General features: G+C 70.4%; 23 protein-coding genes and 1 other RNA gene. 8 read left to right on the top strand and 16 right to left on the bottom strand.

What is annotated here, in order from left to right; genetic code table 11:
• Positions 1-235 precede the first annotated feature (235 nt).
• Positions 236-601: a transfer-messenger RNA gene (gene ssrA / locus OV427_RS08945) on the bottom strand.
• Positions 602-817: 216 nt separating this feature from the next.
• On the opposite strand from ssrA, the gene OV427_RS08950 reads away from it, so the two are divergent.
• The 3 genes from OV427_RS08950 to OV427_RS08960 all read left to right on the top strand — a co-directional run bounded on the left by OV427_RS08950 (position 818) and on the right by OV427_RS08960 (position 5,694).
• On the top strand, positions 818-2,170 hold the full coding sequence (locus OV427_RS08950; RefSeq protein WP_267855693.1) for a M16 family metallopeptidase: 1,353 nt from the start codon (positions 818-820) through the stop codon (positions 2,168-2,170).
• Positions 2,170-3,795 carry a M16 family metallopeptidase gene (locus OV427_RS08955; RefSeq protein ID WP_267855694.1) on the top strand — a complete coding sequence of 542 codons (1,626 nt, stop codon included), beginning with the start codon at positions 2,170-2,172 and terminating at the stop codon, positions 3,793-3,795. Before OV427_RS08950 ends, OV427_RS08955 begins: the two co-directional genes overlap by 1 nt.
• Positions 3,796-3,870: 75 nt before the next feature.
• Entirely contained in the window at positions 3,871-5,694 is a 1,824-nt protein-coding gene (locus OV427_RS08960) for an OmpA family protein (protein ID WP_267855695.1), read from the top strand.
• Positions 5,695-5,735: 41 nt separating this feature from the next.
• Here the strand turns inward: OV427_RS08960 and OV427_RS08965 are convergent, their stop codons facing one another.
• From OV427_RS08965 to OV427_RS08975, 3 genes are read right to left on the bottom strand one after another with little or no spacing between them, the layout of a single operon-like run.
• Positions 5,736-6,596: a tetratricopeptide repeat protein gene (locus tag OV427_RS08965; protein WP_267855696.1), complete on the bottom strand. Its 861-nt coding sequence runs from the start codon at positions 6,594-6,596 to the stop codon at positions 5,736-5,738.
• A 57-nt stretch (positions 6,597-6,653) separates the two neighbouring features.
• Positions 6,654-7,229 carry a TlpA family protein disulfide reductase gene (locus tag OV427_RS08970; protein WP_267855697.1) on the bottom strand — a complete coding sequence of 192 codons (576 nt, stop codon included), beginning with the start codon at positions 7,227-7,229 and terminating at the stop codon, positions 6,654-6,656.
• On the bottom strand, positions 7,226-8,290 hold the full coding sequence (locus OV427_RS08975) for a CFI-box-CTERM domain-containing protein (protein WP_267855698.1): 1,065 nt from the start codon (positions 8,288-8,290) through the stop codon (positions 7,226-7,228). Before OV427_RS08975 ends, OV427_RS08970 begins: the two co-directional genes overlap by 4 nt.
• A 113-nt stretch (positions 8,291-8,403) precedes the next feature.
• Between OV427_RS08975 and OV427_RS08980 the strand changes: the two genes are divergently transcribed.
• The 3 genes from OV427_RS08980 (at position 8,404) to OV427_RS08990 (ending at position 10,443) form a co-directional block, all read left to right on the top strand.
• Positions 8,404-8,685, top strand: coding sequence for a hypothetical protein (locus OV427_RS08980; RefSeq protein WP_267855699.1), 282 nt, complete (start codon positions 8,404-8,406; stop codon positions 8,683-8,685).
• Between the two features lie 80 nt (positions 8,686-8,765).
• A complete protein-coding gene (locus tag OV427_RS08985) occupies positions 8,766-10,022 on the top strand; it encodes a S1C family serine protease (protein WP_267855700.1) in 1,257 nt (418 codons plus the stop codon).
• Positions 10,023-10,176: 154 nt separating this feature from the next.
• Positions 10,177-10,443: a vegetative protein gene (locus OV427_RS08990; RefSeq protein WP_267855701.1), complete on the top strand. Its 267-nt coding sequence runs from the start codon at positions 10,177-10,179 to the stop codon at positions 10,441-10,443.
• 45 nt (positions 10,444-10,488) lie between these two features.
• Here the strand turns inward: OV427_RS08990 and OV427_RS08995 are convergent, their stop codons facing one another.
• Positions 10,489-11,229, bottom strand: a complete 741-nt coding sequence (locus OV427_RS08995; protein ID WP_267855702.1) for an RNA methyltransferase — start codon at positions 11,227-11,229, stop codon at positions 10,489-10,491.
• A gap of 53 nt (positions 11,230-11,282) precedes the next feature.
• Here OV427_RS08995 and OV427_RS09000 point away from each other — a divergent pair, with 53 nt between their 5' ends.
• Complete coding sequence (locus tag OV427_RS09000; RefSeq protein WP_267855703.1) at positions 11,283-11,873, top strand: hypothetical protein; 591 nt, start codon at positions 11,283-11,285, stop codon at positions 11,871-11,873.
• A gap of 72 nt (positions 11,874-11,945) precedes the next feature.
• Complete coding sequence (locus tag OV427_RS09005; protein WP_267855704.1) at positions 11,946-12,905, top strand: phosphoribosylaminoimidazolesuccinocarboxamide synthase; 960 nt, start codon at positions 11,946-11,948, stop codon at positions 12,903-12,905.
• A gap of 54 nt (positions 12,906-12,959) precedes the next feature.
• On the opposite strand, the gene purB is transcribed toward OV427_RS09005, so the two are convergent.
• The 11 genes from purB to OV427_RS09060 all read right to left on the bottom strand — a co-directional run bounded on the left by purB (position 12,960) and on the right by OV427_RS09060 (position 24,824).
• A complete protein-coding gene (purB, locus tag OV427_RS09010; protein ID WP_267855705.1) occupies positions 12,960-14,273 on the bottom strand; it encodes an adenylosuccinate lyase in 1,314 nt (437 codons plus the stop codon).
• Between the two features lie 224 nt (positions 14,274-14,497).
• Positions 14,498-17,038, bottom strand: coding sequence for a protein kinase domain-containing protein (locus tag OV427_RS09015; RefSeq protein WP_267855706.1), 2,541 nt, complete (start codon positions 17,036-17,038; stop codon positions 14,498-14,500).
• A 110-nt stretch (positions 17,039-17,148) separates the two neighbouring features.
• Positions 17,149-17,604, bottom strand: coding sequence for a dUTP diphosphatase (dut, locus tag OV427_RS09020; protein WP_267863391.1), 456 nt, complete (start codon positions 17,602-17,604; stop codon positions 17,149-17,151).
• Between the two features lie 47 nt (positions 17,605-17,651).
• Complete coding sequence (locus tag OV427_RS09025) at positions 17,652-18,665, bottom strand: M23 family metallopeptidase (protein ID WP_267855707.1); 1,014 nt, start codon at positions 18,663-18,665, stop codon at positions 17,652-17,654.
• 13 nt (positions 18,666-18,678) lie between these two features.
• Complete coding sequence (locus tag OV427_RS09030; protein ID WP_267855708.1) at positions 18,679-19,476, bottom strand: hypothetical protein; 798 nt, start codon at positions 19,474-19,476, stop codon at positions 18,679-18,681.
• 164 nt (positions 19,477-19,640) lie between these two features.
• Complete coding sequence (pnp, locus tag OV427_RS09035) at positions 19,641-21,815, bottom strand: polyribonucleotide nucleotidyltransferase (protein WP_267855709.1); 2,175 nt, start codon at positions 21,813-21,815, stop codon at positions 19,641-19,643.
• Positions 21,816-22,206: 391 nt separating this feature from the next.
• Complete coding sequence (rpsO, locus tag OV427_RS09040) at positions 22,207-22,479, bottom strand: 30S ribosomal protein S15 (RefSeq protein WP_163995723.1); 273 nt, start codon at positions 22,477-22,479, stop codon at positions 22,207-22,209.
• 123 nt (positions 22,480-22,602) lie between these two features.
• Complete coding sequence (locus OV427_RS09045; RefSeq protein ID WP_267855710.1) at positions 22,603-22,926, bottom strand: hypothetical protein; 324 nt, start codon at positions 22,924-22,926, stop codon at positions 22,603-22,605.
• 1 nt (position 22,927) lies between these two features.
• Positions 22,928-23,797 (bottom strand): tRNA pseudouridine(55) synthase TruB, encoded by an 870-nt coding sequence (gene truB, locus OV427_RS09050; RefSeq protein WP_267855711.1) that lies wholly within the window; start codon positions 23,795-23,797, stop codon positions 22,928-22,930.
• A 32-nt stretch (positions 23,798-23,829) separates the two neighbouring features.
• On the bottom strand, positions 23,830-24,189 hold the full coding sequence (gene rbfA, locus OV427_RS09055; RefSeq protein WP_267855712.1) for a 30S ribosome-binding factor RbfA: 360 nt from the start codon (positions 24,187-24,189) through the stop codon (positions 23,830-23,832).
• Positions 24,186-24,824 carry a DUF503 domain-containing protein gene (locus OV427_RS09060; protein ID WP_267855713.1) on the bottom strand — a complete coding sequence of 213 codons (639 nt, stop codon included), beginning with the start codon at positions 24,822-24,824 and terminating at the stop codon, positions 24,186-24,188. The genes rbfA and OV427_RS09060 overlap by 4 nt, the downstream gene beginning before the upstream one ends.
• Positions 24,825-24,898: the final 74 nt, after the last annotated feature.

Consider the following 24,898-nt stretch of genomic DNA (forward strand, 5'->3'; position numbering starts at 1 on the left):
CCGCAGCTGCCTACTTCTCCGAGGGGCATCACACAAAGTGCGGGAGAGCCGCGAAAACGGGGCAACTTCACCTCGCGCCGGAGGCCCGGGAGAGCGCGGTGCAGCAACTCGACCGGCCCGTGCCCCAGCTCCACGCCGCACCGGGCAGAGACGCCGGAGGGGCACACTGAGGGCACATGAGACTACGAGGCCAAAGAAAAAGCCCAGCAACCCGGTGAGATTGCTGGGCTCTTGAATGTGGAGGCGGCGGGAATCGAACCCGCGTCCGAAAGCCTTCTGCTCTTCGACCCTACGTGCGTAGTCCGCGATTTGCTACGTCCCGGAGGCTCCCACGGACGGGATACTCCGAGCCGGTCCTGGAAAGATCTCGCCACCTCGGGCCCAGGCACCCTTGGCAGCCAGCCTGCATTATGACGGTCTGACCCAACCCCACAGGCCGAGGGCGGGGGGACCGCGCACTAGAAGCTGTTTTTAGGCAGCCAGCGCGAGCTCAACGTTGTCGTTGGCTTTTGTGATTCTGCCGGGTTGGATTTACGAGCTACCAGACAAGCTCGGCACGCGTCTCGAACTTCAATGCCCCCGTCGAAACCAGGTCGCCCCCGGTTGGGTTGACTGCCACTGCGACTGCCACGCGGTCTGCTTCAACCGCGCCTCCTCACATTAACCGCTGACGGGGGTCCGTCAATCCTCCTGACCGTGCCGGCACTCACTTCAGCGCACGCCGCCGGACACTCGCGTCACAACCTGCACCCCCAACGTTCGAGCCGTCGTAGGGTCGCCTCCCCGCCGGGTTGGTTCCCGGCCACGAGGACGCCGAATGAGACGACTGCTCCCCCTCCTGCTGCTCCTGCTGGGCACTGCCCTGCCGGCCGCCGCCCAGTCCGGGCCGACCGCCTCCTTCCCCTACACCCTCAACACGGAGAAGCTGCCCAACGGCCTCACCGTGGTGCGCGTGCCCTACCCGTCCCAGGGCATCATCGCCTACGTCACCGTGGTGCGCGTGGGCTCGCGCAACGAGGTGGAGCCCGGCAAGACGGGCTTCGCCCACTTCTTCGAGCACATGATGTTCAAGGGCACCAAGACGCACCCCGAGGGCTCGCGCGAGAAGGTCATGGGCACCTTCGGCTACGACGACAACGCCTTCACCATGGACGACATCACCGTCTACTACTCGTACGGCCCCACGGCCGGCCTGCCGCAGCTCATCGAGCTGGAGGCGGACCGCTTCCGCAACCTCGAGTACGCCGAGCCCGCCTTCCAGACGGAGGCGCTCGCGGTGCTCGGCGAGTACCACAAGAACGCCGCCGCGCCGTACCTCAAGATGGAGGAGGAGCTCAACGCCGCCGCCTTCCAACGCCACACCTACCGGCACACCACCCTGGGCTTCTACGACGACATCAAGGCCATGCCCCAGGCCTACCAGTACAGCCGTGACTTCTTCCAGCGCTGGTACACCCCCGACAACACCCTGCTCTTCATCGTCGGTGACTTCGACGACGCGAAGGTGATGCAGCAGGTCCGCGAGCACTACGGCCCGTGGAACCGCAAGGTCGCCAACGTGCAGGTCCCCGCCGAGCCTCCGCAGGGCGGCCCGCGCTCCGCGCACATCGACTGGCCACAGCCCACGCAGCCCCGCCAGATTCTGGCCTGGCGCACCCCGGCCGCGTCCGCCACCACCATGGACGCCGCGCTGCAGACGGTGCTCGTGGACTACCTCACCGGCCCCACCAGCCCCGCGTACAAGTCGCTGGTGCTGGACAAGCAGCTCGTGGAGGACATCGGCAGTGACTACAACGAGCACAGAGACCCGCACCTCTTCACGCTCACCGCCACGCTCAAGGACGAGCGCCAGCGCGAGCAGGTGCGGCTGGCCCTCCTCAAGGAGGTGAGCAACCTCGCCGCCGGCCGCGTGGACGCCGCGCGCGTGAAGGCCATCCAGGACCATGCGCGCTACGGCCTGCTGATGTCGCTGCAGACGCCGCGCGACGTGGGCATCCGCCTGGCGCTGTACGCCGGCGTCCTCGGCATGCCCGACGGGCTCCAGCGCCACCTGCAGAACCTGGCCAGGGTGACGCCCGCGCAGCTCCAGGACTTCACCAAGAAGTACCTCACCGCCAACAGACTCATCGAGCTCAGCCTCACCCCCAAGGCGGCCGGAGGGACGAAGTGATGAAGACCCGTGCTCTCGTTTCGCTCGCCGCCCTGCTGGGACTCGCCAGCTGCGCCACCACCCAGACGCCTCCCGTGGACACGAATGCGCCGCCCCCCGCGGTGCCGTCCTCCGCCGCGCTGGAGCAGGCAAAGCCCGCCGAGCCGCAGCCGCCCGCGCGCCCGGAGGCCGTGCCCGCCGTGCCGCTGCGGCAGCCCAAGCCCATGGAGCTGGTGGTGCTGGCCCGCCCGGACACGCCCATCGTCGCCTTCCGACTCGTCTTCCACGCGGGCTCGGTGGATGACCCGAAGGGCAAGGAGGGACTCACCGACCTCACCTCCACGTTGATGGCGCAGGGTGGCACGCAGAAGCTCACGTCAGCGCAGCTGCTGGACGCGCTCTACCCCATGGCCGCGCAGCTGGGCGCGTACACGGACAAGGAGTTCACCACCTTCTCCGGCCGCGTCCACAAGGACTTCCTGCCGCGCTTCCTGGACATCCTCACCGACGTCGTCCTCAACCCGCGCCTGGACGCCGCCGAGCTGGAGCGCCTGCGCGCCAACGCCATCAGCGACGTGGAGAACGGCCTGCGCAGCGCCAATGACGAGGCGCTCGGCAAGGTGGCGCTCGACGCGCTCCTCTACCAGGGCCACCCGTACGCGCACTACGTGGGCGGCACCGTGCAGGGGCTGAAGGCGATTACGCTGGACGACGTGAAGGCCCACGCCAGGCGCGTCTTCACGCAGGACCGGCTCGTCATCGGACTGGCCGGCTCGGTGGACGACGCGCTGAAGCAGGCCCTCACCTCGCGCCTGTCCGCGCTGCCCGCCCAGGGCGCCCCGCTCGTGCAACTGCCGCCCGTGCCCACGACGAGCGGCCGCACCGTCATCGTCCAGAAGTCCACCCTCTCCACCGCCGTCAGCATGGGCTACGTCACGCCCGTGCGCCGCGGGGACCCGGACTTCTTCCCGCTCGCGCTGGCCTTCTCCCACCTGGGTGAGCACCGGCAGTTCCTCGGCGTGCTCTTCAACGAGCTGCGCGAGAAGCGCGGCCTCAACTACGGCAACTACGCCTACGCCGAGAACTTCATCGAGGACCCCGGCTCCACGTACAACCGGACCAACATCGCCCGAACCCAGCAGCTCCACTCCATCTGGATTCGGCCGGTAGTGCCCGCCAACGCCGTGTTCGCCACTCGCGGCGCCGTGTACTTCCTGGACCAGATGGTGAAGGAGGGCATCCCCCAGGAGCGCCTCGAGCTGATGAAGGGCTACCTCCAGGGCTACACCCGCCTCTGGGAGCAGACGGACCAGCGGCGCCTGGGCTACGCCATCGACTCGCTCTACTACGGCACGCCGAACTTCCTGGAGCAGTACCGGCAGGCGCTCACGAAGATGACGCCGCAGACGGTGCAGGAGGCGCTGCGCCGCCACGTCCACCCGGACGCGCTCAACTTCGCCTTCGTCACCCAGGACGCGGACGGGCTCGCGCAGGCGCTGCGCTCCGGCCAGCCCTCGCCCATCACCTACGCCTCGCCCAAGGAGGACGCGCTGCTGAAGCAGGACGAGGCCCTCTCCACCTTCAAGCTGCCCCTGCGCCCGGACACGATTGAAGTCGTCCCCGCGCAGTCGGTGATGGAGAAATAACACCAGACTGTATCAATACCGGAGGGTGGGTCATTTCCTTCCGCCCTCCGGTATCGAGTGCTAAGAGCCTGAGCCATGCGAGGCATCCTGAGCGGCTCAGTCATCCGACTCGCGACCCTGGGCCTGCTGCTATTCACTGTGGCGGCCCGCGCGGAGCACGACCCCTTCTCCCGAGGCTTCGACGCGGTTCCGGTCAAGCCCACCGCCGCGCAGCACAGCGGCATCGCGCTGGAGGGCGCCGCTTCGGGCGAGCCCGTTGGCAGCTTCCGCGGGGCGCTCCTCTTCGACTTCAACTGGCGCATCCTCGCGCTGAAGCTGGGCGACGAGAAGCTGGGGGATTTGCTCCCCTACCGGCTCGACGCGCACCTGCTCTTCGCCTACCAACTGCACGAGCGGCTGGAGCTGGCGGTGGACCTGCCCTTCACGCTCCTGCAGGGGGACAACTTCAACCTGCTGAGCGACGCGCTCGACGCGCCGGACTTCCCGGGCGCCGCGGGCGTCAGCAGCACCACGCTGGGCGACATCCGCCTGTTGCCGCGCGTGCACCTGCTGGACCGCGAGAAGTTCCCCGTGGGCCTGGCCCTCGTGGCCGAGGTGCGGCTGCCCACCGGCAGCGCGTCCAGCTTCACCGGCGAGCGCGGCGTGCTCTGGGCCCCGCGACTGGCGGCGGAGCAGCGCTTCACCTTCCTCCCCATTCCCTTCCGCGTGCTGGGCAACCTGGGCGTGCGTCTGCGGCCCCATGCGCAGTACCTCAACCTGCTCGTGGACGACGAGCTGACGATGGGCGCGGGTGCCATCGCGGAGCTGCCCAACCTGGGCCGCTTCACGGACGTGGAGGGTGTGGCGGAGATGCACCTGGGCACGCCGCTGGTGCGCCCCTTCAACTTCGACCAGGCGGACTCGCTGAAGTCGCCGTGGGAGGTGCTGGTCGGCGCCCGCGCGAAGGTGTGGGGCAACTGGGGTCTGGAGCTGAACGTGGGCCGCGGCATCAACCTCTCCAGCGGCTACGGGCGCGAGGCCCTGCGCGTCATGTTCGCGATTCGCTACGACGAGACGTTCCTCGACTCGGACGGCGACGGCGTGCCCGACATCCGAGACCGCTGCCCGACCGAGCCCGAGGACAAGGACGGGTTCCAGGACAACGACGGCTGCATGGACCCGGACAACGACGGCGACGGCATCGTCGACGGCGAAGACGGCTGTGTCATGGAGAAGGGCCCCAAGGAGCGCAAGGGCTGCCCGGAGAAGGACACCGACGGCGACGGCATCACCGACGAGTTCGACAAGTGCCCGGACAAGCCCGGCCCCAAGGACTACGACGGCTGCCCGGACACCGACGGTGACGAGGTGCCCGACAACGAGGACGACTGCCCCGACCAGTTCGGCCCGCCGGAGAACAACGGCTGCCCGTTCGACTCGCCGCCCTACGTGTTCGTGGAGTCGGACCGCATCCGCATCAAGGGCAACGTCCTCTTCGAGACGGGCTCCGCCGTCATCCAGAAGCGCTCGTACCCGCTGCTGGACGAGGTGGCCACGGTGCTGCGGAAGAACCCCACGCTGGGCCCGGTGCGCATCGAAGGCCACACCGACAACCGCGGCTCGCGCCCGCTCAACATGGGCCTGTCCGACAAGCGCGCGCGCTCCGTGCTGGAGTACCTCGTGAGCAAGGGCATCGACCGCAAGCGCCTCAGCTCCGAGGGCTTCGGCTTCGACCGGCCCATCGCCACCAACGACACCGCGCTGGGCCGCGCGAAGAATCGCCGCGTCGACTTCCGCCTCATCCGCTCCGAGGTGGAGACCGCGCCGAAGGAGACCGTCGTCCCCGCCGGGCAGCAGCCGCCCCCGGGGAAGACTCCCGCCCCCGGGACGACTCCGGCGCCGGAGAAGGACAAGAAGTAACAGCGTGGGAGTGGCGGAGGCGCCGGCCCTGGCGCCCCGCCCTACTTCGCGGGCACCACCATCACCTCGCCCACCCAGCGCTTCTTCACCTTGAAGCGGGCGCCCTCGCAGGCGACGGCCACTCGGCCCTTGCACGGGTCGACGTAGACGAGCTTGCAGCTCCCGTCGTCCTTCGCGAGGACGTCGAGCTCCGCCATGCAGGGCGCGTCGTCCGTCTGGCAGCTCTGGCCATCATCGTTGCTCGACCAGTAGATGCAGGTCTGCGAGGGCGGCTGCGCGACGCTGCCCACGGCCGGTGCGTTGTCGCAGAACCCCACGCCCTGCTTCACGGAGCCGTCCGGCTTGCCCCCGCCGTAGATGCGCAGGTTGAAGCCACTCGCCGTCAGGTGCCGGAAGTCCGCGTAGGGGCCCGGGTCCTTCGCGGAGGACCACTCCTCGACGCAGGCCTTCAGCTCCTTCTTGCAGCTCAGCTCCGAGGACGGCAGGGGCGCGCAGGGGACACGGGATGACGTCGAGAGCGTGTGGCCTCGGGGCGTCGGGGTCGACTCCAGCCGGACCTGGGGCGGTGTCACATCCTCGAACGCGGCGAGGTTGAAGTAGACGTTGGTGCGGGTGGCGGGGTCCGCGTCGCTCAGCCTGAGCGCCCGGTGGTACGCGGCGCGAGCCTGGTCCTTCTTCTCCTGCTTCTGCAGGCACAGCCCGAGGTCCGCGAACGCGGTGCCCTGCTCCGGCGCGAGCTTCACGACGTGCGCGAACAGCGCGCAGGCCTCGTCGTACTTCTTCGCACGGTAGAGCTTCGTCGCCTTCGCGCGGAGCGCTTCGACTTCCGGGCCCGTCTTCGCGGCCGGAGCGCCCTGCGCCGGTGCCGCGGCCAGCAGCGACAGCGTGAGGACCCAGGACATGTGATGTGCTCCTCTTGCTCAACTGGAATCAGTGCGGGCGCCGTGTGCCCCGGCGGCTCACTGCTGCTTCAGGGCGCGCTCGATGCGGCGGCGCAGGGCGTCCTCGGACATGGAGCCGCGCTGGGCGTCCATCACCTTGCCCTCGCGGTCCAGGAAGTAGAGCGTGGGCAGCGCCGTCACCTGGAAGGCCTGCGCCACCTCGTCGCTCGCGTAGACGACATACGGTTGCAGGTCCGGCAGGTGGCGCTTCATGAAGGCCTCCACCAGCTTGGGGGCCCGGGGCCCGTCGTCGCGGCTGGCCGCCACGAAGACCAGCCCCTGCGGCTCGTACTCCTTGGCCAGCTTCACCAGCGAGGGCATCTCCTCGCGGCACGGCGGGCACCAGGTGGCCCAGAAGTCCAGCATCACCACCTGGCCCTTGAGCTCCTCCAGCTTCAGCGTCCCACCGCCATGGCGCTCCAGCACCATGGAAGGCGCGGACGTCCCGTCCGGCACCAGCTTCGCGCGCTGCGCCTCCATCACCCCGAGGTACACCACGCCCGCCAAGCCCAGCGCCGCCAGCAGGCCCAGCGCCACCTTCGTGCCGAGGCCCTTCCGCGGTGGCGGTGGAGCTCCAATTCCTTCCTGCGTCACGCGAGTCCACTCCTCGTCAGGCGGCCGTGCACCCGCCGCAACACCCACCGCACGCCGCCTCGGGCCATGGGACGGCGCGACACCCACGCCGCCACCCCGGGGCCCCAGCGATAGTAGCCCCGGATGAACACGCGCCCGAGCGCCCTCTTCCGCAGCACGTCGTCCCGGTACGCACGGAACGCGACGAGCTCCGGCGCGCCCTCACCGAAGGCCACCGTCGCCACGAAGCACGTGGACGCCGGGCTCACCCACATGAGCTTCTGGTTGGTGAGGTTCACCACCGCCTTCAGCTCGCGCGCCTCCGTGTAGAGGAAGGCCAGCAGGTCTCGCCGGGCGGCGGGGAACTCCTGGCCGCTCGCCTCCTCGAACTCGATGCGCGTGGTGCCCGCGGGGCCCACCTCGTCCACCGTGAAGAAGTAGCGCTTGGAGCTGCGGCGGACCTCCACCTCCAGCCCGCGCAGCTCGCCGAAGTAGCCCAGGAAGGGCGTGTGGCACACCGGGCAGACGAAGCGGTTGTAGGGGTGGCTCGTGAGGAAGGCGAAGTCGTTCACCCGCTTGCAGCCGGTGTTGGGACACACCAGCTTCACCGTCGCCTGGGGCGCGGACCGCGGGTCATACCGGGACACCCTGGAGCCCTTGTCGAACACCGGCGGCGGGCGCGGTGGCGCCGTCACCAGGTGCCGCGTCGGGTGCGCCGCCCGCTCCAACTCCTGCGCGCGCCGCCACGCCGTCTCGGCCGCCTCCAGCCGTCCGTCCGCCGTGTGGCAGAGCGCCTCGCCGTGGGCCAGCAGCGCCTTCACCAGCTTCTCCAGCGCGGCCGTGGCCGCCGGGTCCCTCCCGGCCGCCAGGGCCTCGGCCAGCACGCGCTCCAGCTCCGGCAGCAGCGCCTGCGCCGCCTTGCGCGAGGGGTCCTCCGCGCGGCGGTACACCGGGGGTTCGGGGATGCGCGCGAACAGCGCGGACGCCGCCGCCCGGACGCGCTCCACCGCCGCGTCACCACGTCCCACGTCCAGCTGCGCCGCCCGCTCACGGGCCGATTGGAAGAGCTCTTCGGGTTGCAAGCCCGCGGACCATAAGGGCCCCACCCCGCCCTGTCAGCGACTTGCGCCCACCCGCGGTCGGAAACTGGCCAGCCACCTCCGGCCGATGTACGAACAGGTAGGAGGTTGTGAGAATGGGCGCGTTGAAGTTCATCGTCTGGACGGCCTGCGCGGTGGGACTCGGCATCTTCCTGGCGACGGGCGAGGTGGATGGCCGCTCGCCGCTGGAGCACATGCAGCGGGCGTGGAAGCGCAGCGTGAAGCCGAACGCCGTGGACCGGGTGAAGGACGGGCTGGAGGACGCGTACGAGGATGCGAAGGACGCTGTCTCCCAACCAACGAATACGCCGCCTCGCGAGCGCATCAGCGCCGAGGACCGTGCTGCGGTGAACCGCATCATCGCTCAGAAGAAGTAGCTCGCACCCCAGGCCCGCTTCCGCTGGAAATCCCCACTCCCTAGCTTGCGCCCAGGCGGTGTTGGGGCGGAGGCGGGGCCATGGGCAGGGCCGGAGTCAGGAGCGTCGTATTCTTTGCCGCGCTGGTGAGCGCGCTGGTGCTACCAGCGCAGGCCGCCGGACGCGGACGTGAGCGGCTGTGGCTCGAGGCCAGGAACCGCACGCTGCACCAGCAGCGCGCCACCTTGAGCGAGGTGGCGCGGCGGGCCATGCCAGCGGTGGTGTCCATCACCACGAAGCAGATGACGGCGGAGACGGCCGTGTCCGGCGAGGAGCCGCAGAAGGGCATCGGCTCCGGCTTCCTCATCCACCCGGACGGCTACATCCTCACCAGCGCACACGTGGTGGAGGGCGCGACGGAGGTGAGCATCTCCGTGCTGCACCCGCGCGGCGGCGTGGAGGAGTACCCCGCGCGCGTGGTGGGCCAGGACGACCGCACCGACTGCGCCCTGCTGAAGATTGAGGCCCCGCGCCGGCTGCCGGTGCTGAAGCTGGCCTCCGCGACGCACGTGCGCTCGGCGGACTGGATTGTCGTCATCGGCAACCCGTTCGGCCTGACGCACTCGGTGACGGTGGGCGTGGTCAGCTACATGGGCCGCACCGACGTGACGCCCAACGGCCGCGACGGCGACTTCGACTACATCCAGATGGACGCGTCCATCAACCCGGGCAACTCGGGCGGGCCCGTGCTGGACTTGCACGGCGACGTGGTGGCGGTGGCCAACGCCGTCAACGTGGCGGGCCAGGGCATCGGCTTCGCCATCCCCATCGACATCGCCAAGACGGTGATTCCGCAACTGAAGGCCCACGGCCGCGTGCGCCGCGGGTGGATGGGCATCAGCGTGCAGGACTTCTCGCCCGAGGTGGCGGACGCCTACAACCTGCCGCGCGGCCGGGGCGTGGTGGTGACGGAAGTGGCGGAGGGCGGACCGGGCGAGCGAGCGGGCCTGCAGGCCGGGGACGTCATCGTCGGCCTGGACGCGCGAAGCGTGTCGCGGGCCCACACCCTGCGCTGGCAGGTGGCCGCCCGGGGCGTGGGCCGCCCCGTGCGCCTCAAGGTCCACCGCCTGGGCCGGCCCATGAAGGTGACGGTGAAGCTGGAGGAGATGCCGGCCGAGGAAGCGCCGGCTCCCACCCTGGCCGCCAGCACGCCGCAGCGCCAGCCCACCCGGGGACAGTCGGTGCTGGAGGACCTGCTGTCGCCCGTGCCCCGCACCAAGGCCTTCCTGGGGCCCCCTGCCTCGCAGGAAGGGGACGAGGACGCCGACGGTTCAGGGGACGGCGCACCCATGCCCTGACGGGGGGCGGGCCCCTCGGGGGCTCCCGGCATTCTCCGGCCTCCTTGCGTTCGGGTTGCATGGGCGCTAGACAGTGCGCCTTTTTCCGTACCCGGCGGCGGGTTCCACCTCGGTGTGGCGCCGCGATTCCGCATCGTTCGCAGGAGAGTTCCAGATGGCCGAGGCTCAGACGACGAAGCTCACCCATTGGCCGCGCACCGCCAAGGGCAGTGGCAAGAAGGCGTGCACGGTTGAGGGCTGCAAGCGCCCCTACCGCGCCAAGAGCTACTGCTTCTTCCACTTCAAGAAGTGGCGGCAGGGCGAGCTGCCCCACTCCCGTTACCGCACCTGCTCCAAGGCCGACTGCCGCGTGAAGACGATGAAGGCGGGCCTGTGCGAGAAGCACTACGGCGAGACGTACAAGAAGGAAGCGGCGGCCTAGGCCGTCGTCCCTTCGCAGTCCCGCGGCGCCGGGGCATCCCCACTCTCAGGGTGAGGTGCCCCGCGCCACCGCGCGTCCCAGGTGCTTGAAGGCCGTGAGCCACAGCTCCGCCTCGCGCTGGGTGAGCCGCGAACGCATCAACGTCAGCTCCAGCTCGTTCAGCACGTGCTCCGGCGCCTGGGGGTTGAGGAACTCCGCCTTGAGCAGCACCTCGTTCATGCGCGCCGCCAGCGCGTTGAGCGTGCCGATGCGCGCGCCTTCCACCGACGCCTGCGCGACGGGGAGCGCGGCCGGCTCCAGCCCCTGACGGTGGCAGAGGTAGAGCAGCACCGCCGCGGACTGCGCCAGGTTCATGGACGGCTGCACGTCGGACGTGGGGATGACGAGCACGTCGGTGCAGCGCGCCAGCTCCTCGTCGGACATGCCCCGCTGCTCGCCGCCGAACACCAGCGCCACGCGCCCGCGCTCGCTCTCCTCCGCCAGCTTCCGGACAGCCTCCTCCGGCGTCAGGGCGGTGCGCCCCTTGAGCTGGGTGCGAGACGTGGTGCCGACGGCATACACGCAGTCCTTCAGCGCCTCTGGCAGATCGCGCGCCACGGCCATGCGCTCCAGCACGGCATCACCCTTCACGGCCAGGCGCTCGGCGCCGCGGAAGGAGTAGGTGGCGGGGTCCGACAGAATCAGCCGTGAAAACCCGAAGTTGGCCATGACGCGCGCCACGGCCCCCAGGTTGTCCGGCGAGCGCGTCTGGTGCAGGACGACGGTGAGATACTCCCCTGGACGCATGCCTCCGAGTTTAGCTGGTTGATCCGGAGGGAGATCGGTATATTCCCGCGTGTATGCGTCGCTGGCTCCCTGGGTTGCTCCTCTCGCTCGTCACCGTCCTCACCGCCTGTGGTGAGGCTGGCGTGCCCGCGCGCGCAACGATGAGCGCCCGACAGGCCCTCACCAACCCGCCGGAGTTCCTCGAGTTCGAGTCCCCGGCGACGCGGCTGGAGTTGTTCCGCGAGGTGGCCCGCCAGTCCGTGGTGGAAGCCGGCCAGGCGGCGCAGGCGCTGGTGCTGTTCCCCATCAGTCAGCAGGGGGAGCTGCTCGCGGCGCGGGGCTTCGACACGAAGATGGACCTCTTCCAGTCCCCGGACGCGGGCGGCGGCATCCAGCTGGTGTTCGATGCGCGCGCCGGCGAGCGTTGGCCGGAGGACCGCCGTGAGGGCCTGCAGGGGCTCTCCGAGCGTGAGGCCGCGGAGCTGGTGGCTCGCACGCTGCTCGCGCACTGGGGCATCCACCCGGAGGGTGCGGTGCAGGTGGACCGGGCCTCGGGCGCGCCGTACGCGGTGGCCTACGTGGACGGAATCCTGCGCATCAACCCGGCCTTCCTGTACCTGGCGGCGGCGTACGGTCCCGCTTCCATGCCGGCCACGCTCCAGTAGAGTCGCGCGCCTCCAACGGAAGGCCCACCTTTCTCTCGCCACTCCCAGCGAGGGGTGGACCTCGAGGCGCTTGTGGATACCTCCGCACTTCACGCTCAGCTTTCCCTCACGCTCCAGCAGACGGACCTGACGTCGCTCGGCCAGCAGTACCGCGGCAAGGTCCGCGAGACGTACCGGCAGGGGGACAGGCTCATCCTCGTCACCACGGACCGGCTCTCCGCGTTCGACCACATCCTCACCACCATCCCCTTCAAGGGCGAGGTGCTGAACCGGCTGTCCGCCTTCTGGTTCGAGCGCACGAAGCACATCTGCCCCAACCACGTGCTGGACGTGCCGGACCCGAACGTCACCGTGGCGCGCGCCTGCCAGCCCTTCGCGATTGAAGTGGTGGTGCGCGGCTACCTCACCGGCAGCCTGTGGCGCGACTTCCAGAAGGGCACGCACACCGTCTACGGCGTGCCCTTCCCGGAAGGCATGCGCAAGGACGCGGCCTTCCCCGAACCCATCATCACCCCGTCCACCAAGGCGGAGTACGGCCAGCACGACGAGCCCATCTCCGAGAAGGACCTGCTGGCGCGCGGGCTCGCCACGCCGAGGGACTGGGCACGCGTCGCCGAGGCGGCCAAGGCGCTCTTCCTGGAGGGCCAGAAGTGGGCGCGGACGCGCGGCCTCATCCTCGTCGACACCAAGTACGAGTTCGGCAAGGTGGGCGACACGCTCTACGTCATCGACGAGATGCACACCCCGGACTCCAGCCGCTACTGGGTGGCGGACGAGTACGAGGCGCGCTTCGCCAAGGGCGAGGACCAGCGCATGCTGGACAAGGAGAACATCCGCCAGTGGCTCATCCGCGAGCGGAACTTCTCCGGCCAGGGCACCCCGCCCGTCATCCCCGACAGCGTGCGAGAGGACCTGGCCACCAAGTACCTCGCCGCCTACGAGCGGATTACCGGCGCGCCGATGGTGCTGGAGCCCGGTGACGTGCACGCGCGAATCGAGCGCAACCTGCGCGCGAAGGGCTACCTCGAGTAGGCCCTCGCGAGGCCGGAGCCTTCATGGCTCCGGCCCGCTTCCGAGGCCCGGGGGCTACTCGCTCCGGCCGAACACGCGCCGGAACACGTCGTCCATGTGCCGCGTGTGGTAGCCCGGGGAGAAGCAGTCGGAAATCTCCTCGGGCGTCATCATCTTCGCCAGGTCCGCGTCCGCGAGCAGGGCCTTGCGGAAGTCGGTGCCCTCCTCGTACAGCTTCATCGCGTTGCGCTGGACGATGACGTACGCGGCCTGCCGGTCCATGCCCTTGCGCGCCAGCTCCAGCAACAGCCGCTGCGAGTTCACCACGCCGCCGAGCAGGTCCAGGTTCTTCTTCATCTGCTCCGGGTAGACGCGCAGATCCTCCATCAGCCGCGCGAAGCGGACGAGCATGAAGTCCATGAGGATGGTGGCGTCCGGGCCGATGACGCGCTCCACGGAGGAGTGCGAGATGTCCCGCTCGTGCCACAGCGCCACGTCCTCCATGGCGCTCACCGCGTAGCCGCGCAGCAGGCGCGCCAGGCCGGTGAGGTTCTCCGACAGGATGGGGTTGCGCTTGTGCGGCATCGCGCTGGAGCCCTTCTGCCCCGCGGTGAAGGGCTCCTCCGCCTCGCGCACCTCCGTGCGCTGCAGGTGGCGAATCTCCACCGCGAACTTCTCGATGCTCGAGCCCAGCAGGGCCAGCGCGGTGAAGAACTCCGCGTGCCTGTCGCGCTGCACCACCTGGCTGGAGGCCGGCGCCGGCTTCAGCCCCAGCTTGCGGCAGACGTGCTCCTCCACCGCCGGAGGCAGGTGCGCGAAGGTGCCCACCGCGCCGGAAATCTTGCCCACGGCGATGGTGTCTCGCGCGTGCTGCAGGCGCGTGCGGCCGCGGCGCAATTCGTCGTACCAGATGGCCAGCTTGTGGCCGAACGTAATGGGCTCGGCGTGGATGCCGTGGCTGCGGCCCATCTGGAGCGTGTGCTTGTGCTCGAAGGCGCGCTTCTCCACCGCGGCCATGACGCGCTCGAGGTCCTTGAGGATGAGGTCCAGCGCGTCGCGCAGTGTGAGCGCCAGGGACGTGTCGAGCACGTCCGAGGACGTCATGCCCAGGTGCAGCCAGCGCGCGCTGGGGCCCACCCGCTCCTCCATGAAGGTGAGGAAGGCGATGACGTCGTGCTTGGTGGTGCGCTCGATGTCCTCAATCTTCGCGGCGTCGGCGGCGGTGAAGTCACCGGCGCGCTGGAGGCAGTCGGCCAGCGCCTCGCGGGGAGCGAGCCCCGCCTCCACCATGCCCTCCAGGGCAGCGAGCTCCACGTCGCGCCAGCGGCGGTAGCGGGCCTCGTCGGACCAGAGGGAGGACATCTCCTGTCGGCTGTATCGCGGAATCACGGGCAGACCTTCGCGGCAAGGTCCACCGCGCCGTGAGCCGGAGACACTCCAGCACGGCGTCGGAGGACGGACCTGACTTCCTCGCGGCGGGTCCTACCCCTCCCCTCGCCCCACCGCCAGCGCTTCTGTCTGAACCATTTCGCTGGCGGTCGGTGACGGCATCACACGAACTGTTGGCCATTGGCCGTGGGGCCCGGCAGGCGAGCCCTCCAGGACTCAGGGGCTCAGGGCCTCGCGCCCGCGCAGCAGCGGAAGCCCACCGAGTTCAAGCGCTCCGTCGGGGCGCCGTTCTTCCGGGCCGAGCAGCGCGACGCATAGTTCGGCCGGTTGAATGCGCCGCCCTTCTGCGTGAAGTCCACCTTGTCGAACTTCGTGGCCGTCCACTCCGCCACGTTTCCGGCAAGGTCCACCACGCCGTAGGCGGAGCGGCAGTTCTTGGAGGCGCCGGAGACCGCCAGCTTCCGGTCCGCGCCCGAAGCGTCCTCGGTGTTGCAGATGTTCGCGTCGTACGGGTTGCCGTACGGGAAGCGCGCGTTGCCCGGGCCCTTGCAGGCCTTCTCCCACTCCTCCTCCGAGCACAGCCGCTTCCCCGCCCCCTCGCACAGGGCGCGAGCCTCCTCCCAGCTCACCTCCACCTTCGGCGCCTGCCCGGCCTGGTTGGGGTACTCGTACTCGTCGATGCAGAAGGTGGGCACCTGCAGGCTCGTGAGCGGGAGCTCGTCGAGGAACTTCATCGAGTCGTCCACCGGCGTCCCCATCTTGAACGCGCCGCCACTCACGCGGCGCATCCCCGCGGGGCAGTCCCCCACGGGCGCGGCCACGGCGGAAGTCCCCTCGCTGGCGGAAGGAGCCACGCCCTCGCGCCCTGCCTGCCCGGATGGCGCGGGGCCTCCAGTGCTCCCCGAGGTCATCGCCTGCTGGCGCAGGCGCACCAGCAGGTAGCCGCCGCCCAGGCCCAGGACGAGGCCACCCACGATGAGGAGCACCATCCACATGGTGGAGCGCGACTTCGACTTCGACTTCGCCGCCCGGATGACCGGCTGCGTGGGCAGCGCGCCGATTCGCGGGGCGGAGCGCGCCGCGGACGTCGTCGGTGAGTCCAGGCGCCGCGCGCCCGAGCGGGCTCCCGACATCGCGGGCGAGGAGTCCAGCGTGCGAGGCCCGGAGCGTGCGCCGGAGACCGCGGGCGACAGGTCCAGGGTGCGCGGCGCGGTCCGAGCGGCGGACACCGCCGGAGTGGCCTCCAGCGTCGGCATGCTGGCGCGTACGCCGGAGACCGAGGGGCCCGCGTCCAGGGGGGGCGCGCTGGAGCGAGCTGCCTCCGCGTCCATGCGCGCCGCCGCCCGGGGCTGCGCGGTGGGCGCTTGCGCGGGAGGAGAACGGGGCACGGGTGGAGATGACAGGGAGGGCACCGGCCCCGAGGGACGAGGTGCCGGTGGCTGCGCGGAGGACACGGGGCCCGACGGACGGGGCGCGGGGGCCGGAGGCGCCCTGGGCGCGGGCGGCGTGACGAACGGCAGGGCCTGTTCCGTCAGGCGCTGCGAGGGGTGTCCTCCGCCACCAACCGTCGACGGGTGGGCGCCGCCCATGATGGCCGCCAGCGTCGCGGCATCCAGGGGCTGCGTCGCATCGGGCGGGGGCGGCTCCTCCTCGGGAGGAAGCGGCCGTGGCGCGGCGACTCCAGGCGAGGCGACTCCGGGCGAGGCGACTCCGGGCGAGGCCGTCTCGAGAGGAATGGAAGGCAGCATGCCGGTGGGTACCGGCGGGGGCGGCGGCGGCCGGGACACGGCCTTCGCGGCCTGTGAGCCCGGAGGCGCGCGCTGCGCCGTCACGATGGCGGCCGGCGTGCGCGAGAGGATGCTGGCGAGCTCCGCGTGCAGCTCCCCCGCCGTCTTCGGGCGGGCCAGCGGGTTGGGGTTGAGCGCGCGGCGGTAGAGCGCCTCGAAGGACGTCGGCAGGTCCGGGTGGTGCATCGACAGCCCGGGGATGACGCCCTCGTCCGGGAGCAGCCCCGCGACGAGCTCGCCCAGGATGACGCCGAGCGAGTACACGTCCATGCGCGTGTCCAGCTCGCCTCCGGCGATGTACTCCGGGGCGATGTAGACGTCCGCGCGGTGGCCCTTCTGGGCCTGGACGAAGGGAAGGTGCGGCACCGCCAGCCCCAGGCCGTAGTCCGTCACCTTCAGCAGGTCCGGCAGGACGATGACGTTCTCCGGCTTGAGGTCGGAGTGCGGACCGAAGCGGTGCGCGGCATCCAGCGCGGCGGCCATCTGCGCCACCAGCGGCTCCACGTCCTTCAGCGAGAAGAGCTGCCCGCGCGTCGCGCGCTGCTCCAGCATCCGCCGCAGCGTCATCCCCTCCAGCATCTGCATGGTGAAGAAGGGCCGGTCCCCGTCCTGGCCCTCCTCGTACACACGCAGGAGGTTGGGATGGTTGAGCTTCTTGCCCACGCGCAAGGACAGCGAGAACTGGGTGCGCTCCTCCGGCTGCTGCACCAGGCGCGGGTGCACCGTCTTGAGGGCGAGCTCGACGTCAATCTCCTGGTCCTGGGCCCGGAAGACGAAGCCCATGGGGCCCGAGCCCACCACCTCCTGGATGGCGTAGCGGCCGGCGACGACGTCCCCCGGCTTGTAGGGAGCGCCCTCCAGTCCCCGCCTTCGCGCGGCGCCGGCCTGAGGGCGCGACGTCGCGTCGTACTTCAGCCCGCAGGTGGGACAGGTGTCTGTCGTCGGTGGGACGTGGCTGCCGCAGCGGTGGCAAAGCAAAGCAGTGGGACTCCAGGGGCCAGTCGGGGGATGGCCACCACGGGGGGCGGCTCAACCTCATATTCTGCCCGCTCCCCTGACAGCAAGGAACGACGAGCGGAGTCCGGTGGCTAGAGGCCCGTGGAACCGAAGCCCCTTTCACCTCGCGCGGTGGCGTCCAGCACGTCCACCTCTTGCAGCTCCACGGACGTGACGGGCGCTACGACCAGCTGCGCCACGCGGTCGCCCCGACGCAGCGTGAAGGGCGCCTGGGAGAGGTTGACGAGGATGACCTGCACCTCGCCCCGGTAGTCCGCGTCCACCGTCCCCGGCGCGTTGAGCAGCGTCACGCCGTGCCGCAGCGCCAGCCCCGAGCGGGGCCGCACCTGGCCCTCGTACCCGGGCGGCAGCGTCAGCGCGAGCCCCGTGGGCACCGCCATCCGCTCCAGCGGCCCCAGCACGCGCTCGCCCTCGATGTCCGCGCGCAGGTCCAACCCGGCGGCCAGCTCCGTCTCGTAGCGGGGCAGCGGCAGCGGGTCCGGGTGGGCGCGCACGCGACGCACCCTCACAATCAGCGGAGAGGCCATGTGCAACTTCATACCACATCCACTCACCAAAGCCAGTTTCCGGAGACTCAGGGCGTGAGGCTCCTGGCGGCCGCCGTGCGCAGCGCGGTGCGGAACTTCAGCGGGTCCATGGGCCGCGAGGCGAGCTCCAACTGGTAGTGCAGGTGCGGCCCGGTGGAGCGGCCGGTGTTGCCCGAGCGGGCGATGAGCTGCCCGCGCTCCACCCGCTGCCCCACCGCCACCACCAGCTCCGAGTTGTGGCAGTACGCCGTCGTCACCCCGCGCCCGTGGTCCAGCACGAGGACGCGGCCATTCACCGCGTCCTCGCTCGCGCGCCGCACCACGCCCGCGGACACCGCCAGCACGGACGTGCCGGTGGGCACGCTGAGGTCCACGCCGGTGTGTATCTTCCGGGTGCCCAGCACGGGGTGGAGGCGCTCGCCGAAGGGGCTCGACACCCGCGCGCCCTCGTCAACCGGCCACGCCAGGCCGAACGCGGTGGCCAGGGCCAGGGCCTGCGCCGCACCCACGGACGCGCCCTCGAAGCCAGGAGGCAGCTGCCCCGCCAGCCGCTCCAGCGTGGGCACCCCACCCTCCGCCATCACCCGCGCCAGCGCGTAGCGCGCGGGCACCCGGCCCGCGAACAGCGCCGTCAGCCGCGCCTCATCCCCCGGGAAGTCCGCCTCCAGCGCCGCATGCAACTGCTTCGCGGCGGCCGGCCCCTCGCCCGCGTCGAGCAGCGCCGTGGAGGACACACCCAGCTCCGTGGCCAGCGCCAGCACGGGCTGCCGGGCGCGCACGTCCAGGCCCTTGAGCGCCAGGTGCGTGCCCCAGGCCAGGGCCTCCGCGTCCGTCAGCGGCCTCGCCAGCGGCACCTCGGGTGCCACCAGGGGCTCGGACAGCGACGTGCCCGTCACGCCGTCGTAGTACGCGAGCAGCGGGCGCGCGGTGCTGCGCGTCCCGGTGGCCCACGCCGCGCCCCGGCGCACCAGCGCGCCCGCGGGCGTGTGGTGGTACGCCGCCCACAGGCACAGCACCGCCATGCAGAAGTCCAGCAGCCCCTTCGCGCGACTCGGGAACATGGAGGGGGCCTCGTCAGCGCAGGAAGGACAGCACCGGAGACGCATCCAAGACGGCGGCCACCGCCAACGGCACCACCACCGCGCACCCCACCAGCCCTCGGCGGAAGGCGCCCTTCCCTCCATCCTCCTCACAGGCCGCATCCGCCGCCTGCAGGTTGCGCAGCACCGCGCGCCACCCCAGCGACACCCCCACGCCCAGCAGCGCGCCCAGGGCGAGCCCCCGCGCCGCCACATCCGCCGCGCTGTCCCCCATCAGCTCGCGCCAGGAGAGGTACACGGTGCCCTGGACGAGCCGCGCCACCGCGCACGCCCCGGCCAGCGCCACCGCCGCCGTGGCCAGCGGCCGCAGCCACCGCATGGGCGTGGGCCGGCGCAGGCACCGCGTCCACAGCGCGCGCCACGAGGGCCGCGCCGGCTGCTGCCCCATCGCCGCGCGCCAGGCCTCCGCCGGCGCGGGCGCCCGTGCCTCCCGGTAGCCGAGCGCGGGCAGGGCCAGCACGAGGTCCGCGGACAGCTCCCACGCCAGCGCGAGCATGCGGGCCAGCCGGGTGCGCGACTCCAGGGACAGCCACTCCACCATGGGCGCGGTGGCGTCGTAGCGGCCCACCAGCGCGTCGAAGAGGGAGTCCGCCCGGTCCACCACCGCCAGCAGCCGGTCGTCCAGCGTGTCCGCCGCGGAGTGGACACCCACGGCCACCAGCGCCAGCAGCCCCAGCGGCATGAAGGCCCACCGGAAGCCGCCGAGGAAGCGGGACACGTCGGTGATGAAGCTCGAGGACGGCGGTGGGGCGGTGGGCGGTCGGGGCGGCACGAGGCCTCCAGGACGGGGCTCGCACCTCCAACGCACGGCCCCCTTCCCCCGGTCTAAGCCATCCGCGCCAGAAACGAAAACGCCCCCTCCCGCGCGGTGGCGGAAGGAGGCGTCAGCGGCTCAGGCCCTCACGGACCCGAGCCGTCCGGCGTCAGGCCTTCTGTTCAGGCCTTGGCGTCCGGCTGGGTGGCCTCGGGGGCCTGCTGGGCGGGCATGCCGTCGCCGCCGGCCGCGCCCTGCTGGGCCGCCGCGCGCTCCGCCATCGCCTCCTTGCGGGACAGGCGGATCTTGCCCGTCTTGTCGATGCTGACCACCTTCACCAGCACCTCGTCGCCCTCCTTCAGCACGTCGGACACGCTCTTGACGCGCTTGTCGGACAGCTCGGAGATGTGGATGAGGCCGTCGGTGCCGGGGAACAGCTCCACGAAGGCGCCGAACTCCGCAATCTTGCGCACCGTGCCCGTGTAGATCTTCCCGATTTCCGCCTCGCGCGTCAGCGCCTGAATCATGGCGATGGCGGCCTTCACCGCGTCGCCGTTGGCGCTGGCGATGTCCACGCGGCCGGAGTCCTCGATGTTAATCGCGGCGCCGGTGCGGGCGATGATGTCCTTGATGACCTTGCCGCCCGGCCCGATGACGTTCTTGATGAACTCGGGACGAATCTGGATGGTGGTGATGCGCGGCGCGTACTGGCTGATCTCCTTGCGGGAGGTCGCCAGCGTCTTGAGCATCTCACCCAGGATGTGGATGCGGCCCTGACGCGCCTGCTCCAGCGCGCGGCTCATGATCTCCGTCGTGAGGCCGGTGATCTTGATGTCCATCTGGATGGAGGTGATGCCCTTCGTGGTGCCGCACACCTTGAAGTCCATGTCGCCCAGGTGGTCCTCGTCACCGAGGATGTCCGAGAGGATGGCGACCTTGTCGCCCTCCTTCACCAGGCCCATGGCGATGCCCGCCACCGGGGCCTTGATGGGGACGCCCGCGTCCATCAGCGCCAGCGTGCCGCCGCAGACGGAGGCCATGGACGAGGAGCCGTTGGACTCCAGGATGTCCGACACCAGCCGCACCGTGTACGGGAAGGAGTCGCTCTTGGGGACCATGTTGCGCAGCGCGCGCTCCGCCAGCGCACCGTGGCCGACTTCACGACGGCCCGGACCGCGCAGCGGCTTCGTCTCGTTCACGCTGAACGGGGGGAAGTTGTAGTGCAGCATGAAGCGCTTGAAGGCCATGCCGCCCAGCATCTCCAGGCGCTGCTCGTCGTCGCTGGTGCCCAGCGTGGCCACCACGAGCGCCTGCGTCTCGCCGCGGGTGAAGAGCGCGCTGCCGTGCGTGCGCGGAAGCACGCCGACCTCGTTCGTAATCGCGCGCACCACGTCGTGCCCACGCCCGCCGATGCGGCCACCGTTGACCGTCATCTCGCGCATGTGCTCGTACTTCAGGTCCTCCACCACCGCCTTGGCGTGCTTCTCCACCAGCGGGGTGTAGCCGTCGCCCAGCTGCTCCTTGAGCCTGGCAATCGTCTCCTTCTTCGCCTTGGAGAGCGCGTCGTAGCGGGCACCCTTCTCCTTGATGCCGTAGCCGGCCTTGATGGAGTCCATGGCCAGCTCGCGCACCTTGGCGCGCAGGCCCTCGTCCACCGCGGGGGGCTTGTCGAAGGAGCGCACCTGCTTCTTCAGCTCGCGGCGCAGCTCGTCCTGCATGTCCAGCGCGGGCTGCGCCGTCTTGAAGCCGAACTCGAGCGCGGCCACCATGTCCGCCTCGGACACCTCTTCCGCGCCGCCCTCCACCATGACGATGGCCTCGCGGCTCACGGCCATGACGAGGTCCAAATCACTCTGCTCGCGCTGCTTCGCCGTGGGGTTGGCGACGAGCTGACCGCCGACGCGGCCCACGCGGATGCCGGCGAGGGGACCGTTGAACGGGATGTCCGACACCCACAGCGCCGCGGAGGCGCCGGTGATGCCGTGGATGTCACCCTCGTTCTCCGGGTCCGAGGAGATGACGCTGGAGATGACCTGCGTCTCGTACGCGTAGCCCTCCGGGAACAGCGGGCGCAGGGAGCGGTCGACGAGGCGGCTGGCCAGCGTCTCCTTCTCCGTCAGGCGGCCCTCGCGCTTGAAGTAGCTGCCGGGGATGCGGCCCGCCGAGTACAGCTTCTCCTGGTACTCCACCGTGAGCGGGAGGAAGTCCACGTCCTTCTTCTCGCGCGCGCTCACCGCCGTCACGAGCAGCATGGTGTCGCCGTAGCGCACCACCACGGAGCCGTCGGCCTGCTTCGCCATGCGGCCCACTTCAATGCTCAGCTCGCTCTCACCAATCTTGACGCTCTTCTTCAGCATGTCCGTGCCTCTGGGTACTTCAGGGGCGAGGACCCCACCGCACGCACCCGGCCCGCGAAATGCGGCCAGGCACCCCGGGAGGGCCCTCGGGGTGTATGAGCGGTCGCCAGGGCCTGGGACAGGCGCACGACAGGCAACCGCCAGCCTGTACTGCGGAGGGCGCTTGCGGAGCGCCGGAGGGATGTCTCGGAACTTTTGATCCCTGATCGCACCGGCTGACCTGTGGGTCAGCCGGTCCGAACGGAAACCAAAACCTCCGACGGCACCACTCCCTTGCCCGCCACCACCCACCGCGCTTCTACGACGTCACTTCCAAACCGCTTCCTACCGCCTACGTCTTAAACACGCGGGGCGCTGGTTGCTGCCAGCGCCCCGGGTGCTGCTCAGATGACTACTTGCGGATGCCGAGCCCCTCGATGAGCTTCTTGTACCGGGTGACATCCTTGGACTTGAGGTAGTCCAGCAGCCGGCGACGCTGACCGACCAGCTTCAGCAGACCGCGCCGCGAGTGGTGGTCCTTCTTGTGCGTCTTGAAGTGCTCGGTGAGCATGTTGATGCGCTCGGACAGCAGCGCCACCTGCACCTCGGGAGAGCCGGTGTCCGTCTCATGCGTCCGGAACTTCGCCACCAGCTCCGTCTTGCGCTCGGTATGCAATGCCGACATGTGTTGCTTCCTTCGCCCACTCCGGTGGAGGACTGCTCGAGTCACCACGGTCCGCGGAGGGGTACAGACCGGGTCTCGTCCTTCTAACGGCGGGGGGGCTTATAAGCTCCGCCCCCCACAGGGTCAACCTTCGACGCCTGCCCGCCGGGCTCCTGGCGTCCTCGACAGTGCGAAGAAATACAGCTTCAGGCCGGCGGATAGTCCCCCGCCCCCGTGGGCCAGCTCCTCGCTCGCCCGCTCGTCCAGGGCGATGTGGAGGTAGAGGCCCTGCCCGCCCCGCTCCCCCGCCAGGTACTGCCGGACGCGGGGGTAGAGGTTGAAGAGGGACTCCAGCACGTCACCCACGCCGGCATTCGCGGGCAGCCCCAGGGTGAGCTCACGCCTGCCCTCGAAGGCACCTCGCAGCGCGGGAGCCACCACCACCGTGACTTCCCAGGTCCGCGCCACGCTAGACGAGCACGCGCAGGTAGCGCAGCCGGCCGGCCACCACTTCGGCCACCGCCAGCAGCTCGCCGGCCGGGCCCATGACGCGCACCCGGCCGGGCCGCCCCGCGGGCACCTCCACCGGCACGCCATGCGACACCCGCTGGGCCTCCGCCGCGCTCACGCGCACCTCGGGCAATTCCACCAGCGCGTCCGCCATGGACACCAGCCGCGGCGCCAGCGCACCCTCCTTCGCCAGGGCCGGCAGGTCCGCCAGCGGCAGCGCCTGGGCCAGGGTGAAGGGGCCGCTGTGCGTGCGCCGCAGGGCCTCGAGGTGGGCACCGCAGCCCAACGCGCGGCCCAGGTCGAAGGCCAGCGTGCGCACGAAGAAGCCCTTGGAGCAGCGCACCGACAGCTGCAGGCGGTCCGCGGAGTAGTCGCGCAGCACCAATTCGTACACGGTGACGTGGCGGGCGGCCCGCTCCACCTCCTCGCCGGCGCGCGCCAGCTCGTACAGCCGCTTCCCGGCCACCTTCACCGCCGAGTACATGGGCGGCACCTGGTCGAAGGAGCCCCGGAAGCGCGCCAGCGCGGACTCCAGCAGGGCGGGCGTCAGCGGCGGCACGGGCGAGCGCGCCGTCACCTGGCCCTGCGCGTCCTGGGTGTCCGTCTCCGCGCCCAGGCGCACCGTGGCGTCGTAGGCCTTGTCGCCCTCGGTGATGAAGCCCGCCACCTTGGTGGCCTCACCCAGGCACAGCGGCAGCACGCCGGTGGCCATCGGGTCCAGTGTCCCCGTGTGGCCCACCTTCTTCAGCTTGAGCAGCGAACGCACCTGTCGCACCACGTCAAAAGACGTGGGGCCCGAGGGCTTGTCGATGACCAGGACGCCGTCCATGTCACGCCAATATTGTGGGCCCGGGGCTGGAACTACCAGCCTTCCTTGTTCCGGACCTCACGAAGGAGACGGTCAATCTTGTCTCCCTCTCCCACGGACTCGTCGAAGGAGAAGAAGATTTCGGGCGACACGCGCAGGTTGACGGTGGACGTCACCTCGCGGCGCACGAAGCCCTTGGCGGCCTCCAGCCCCTTCTGCGTGTCAGCACGCTCCTGCTCGGTGCCAATCATCGAATAGAAGACCTTGGCCACGCGAAGGTCCGGAGAGACCTTCACGCCCGTAATCGTGATGTAGCCGATGCGCGGGTCCCTCAGCATGCCCCGGGCGAGCAGGTCGCCGATGGCCGCCTGGATTTCCTGTCCCACGCGCTCCGGTCGGGAATGCGTCGTCATTTCTTCTCCCAGTCTCGCGGATTGCGCAGGGTGCGGGCCCGGGCCCGCGCCTCATCCAAGGTCATCCGTCCACCGCCCGACGGAGACGGGCGGCCCATTCCGGGGCCCCCCTCGTTGTCGCCTTCATGCCGGCGCTCCCAATCCCCCAACCCCTCCGCCTCCGCCAGCGACGCCTTGTCACCCCTCAGGAAGCGGGCAATGGCGGCCTCCGACTGCGCCGCCGCATCCTCGGGCGAGGCCTCCGCGTCCAGGAAGTCCTCGTCGCCGTCCTCTTCGTCCGCTGAAGCCATGCGCGGAGACGGGCTCCGGCCGGGCGAGCGGGTGGCCCCGCCGGAGAACAGCTGGTCCCCGAAGCCGAGGATTTCCGTCTCCCGCGCCATCAGCGGGGCGACGTACATCTCCTCGATGAAGTGGATGACCTTCTCCAATTGCTCGTCCACGTGGCGGCGGTCATTCCCCACCACCGCCAGGGCGAGCGCGGCCTTCTGCCAGAGATCCTGATCATCGACCTCGGCCATGGCCACGTTGAAACGGGCCTTCACCCGGTCCGTCACCCGGCGGAGCACCTGCCGCTTGGACTTGAGCGACCCGCTGTCCGGAATCTGGAGGGTGAGGCGTGCGACACCTACGAACATGGAAGTCCCCCGGCCACCGGCGGACGCGCCACGAAGGGCGGCCACCGGGGCATCAGCACCCTGGGAAGATGGGG

The sequence above is a fragment of the Pyxidicoccus sp. MSG2 genome (genome assembly GCF_026626705.1).
Lineage (GTDB): Bacteria > Myxococcota > Myxococcia > Myxococcales > Myxococcaceae > Myxococcus.